1 protein-coding gene and 1 pseudogene are annotated in these 1,283 nt (G+C 46.3%); both read right to left on the bottom strand.

The window, feature by feature from the left end; translation table 11 throughout:
* Positions 1 to 809: pseudogene (locus NE473_RS29980) on the bottom strand (hypothetical protein); the annotation flags it as partial.
* A gap of 4 nt (positions 810 to 813) precedes the next feature.
* Positions 814 to 1,283 (bottom strand): hypothetical protein (locus tag NE473_RS29975; RefSeq protein WP_256265537.1); only part of this gene is annotated, 470 nt, incomplete at its 5' end.

Raw genomic sequence — 1,283 nt, 5'->3', positions numbered from 1 at the left:
GTTATTTCTACAGGATTTCTAAGCACGTTATTGTTATACCAATTACATATTTCAGCGCCCTTCGCCAGGACTCCGGAAAAGGACGCACCATCAAAAGGGACATGGTTCACCGACATATCTTTTAATGTACCCGTTAATCCGCCTATGTTTATACCTTCGCGAATATTTGCGGCCTGTAAGCCTGCGATATCCGCCTGGATCCAATTGACGCCGTTCAGATAATGCCCATTGCGTACCCCCAAACATATCACGCCGCCCCACGCACTTACATTCGTTGCATAGGCTCTATCACTTCCTGATACATCTGCATTCTGAATCGCCATATTTCCTGTCATTTTGACACCGTTACGCCAATAGGTCTTACCAGGCAATACGTGGCCTGATTCAGCGCTAGCGTCTCCAGTCCATACTGTCCACGCATCTCCCTGGACACCAAGAACAGTATTTCCGGCACTTATTTTGAGAGAATTAAGTCCGATTGCATTAGCCATTTTGGATTGTTCTACGCCTAATAACGTATTCCCTTCAATGTATCCTGGTTTATTATTATAACGTATTTCTGCCCGCGTGACTCCATCGGTATTTGTAGAAATAAAAGCCTCATCTCCTACAATTACTTTAGTAGCGTTACCTGTAGCATGATTTACCGTCGATCCAGCTGTTAGATTAGGCATCGTTCCAGTGCCGGGTTCTCCATCTGTATCATGTGTAATGGCCGTATAATTTTCTAACACATGCTGCCTGCAAGCGGTAAGTTCATCACTATCCGCGTTCCCGCCACCACCCAACATTGGTATTACTTTTCCCATTGTCTCACGCTCCTTCTGTCAAAATCTGAAAATCTACTGCCGGCTTCTTATATGCCTTAAAGGTTATTTTCCCATCTGCCACCCCATCCGGATTACACATCAGGTACCCTGCCGCCTTATTCCAGGCTTTCACCTGTTCTAATGTGGCGTTCGCCGGAACGTAAACTCCAATCACCTTGATATCATCAGCCACGGTGATCCCCGCAGCGTCTACTGTCTGAGTGAACGGGTAAGAACCGCTCCAGCCCGCGGCCGTAAGCTTTAATATCCGGCGGTTTCCCAGTTTATTCACGGCTTCATTTGTTGCATTTATGTCGTTGGCTCCAAACAGATCACCTTCCTGGGTATACACCGTCTCATCCGCAATTCCCGATGTTCCATCTGCATTTGCCGTAATCCGGTACTTTCGGGCTCCGTCGAATAATGCATCTTTGTAATTCGTCTTTAACTTCACTAAATAACGCCTCCATTCAA

The sequence above is a fragment of the Hungatella sp. SL.1.14 genome (assembly GCF_024460495.1).
Taxonomy (GTDB): Bacteria; Bacillota; Clostridia; order Lachnospirales; family Lachnospiraceae; genus Hungatella; species Hungatella hathewayi.
This window is presented reverse-complemented; position numbering and strand designations above follow the sequence as displayed.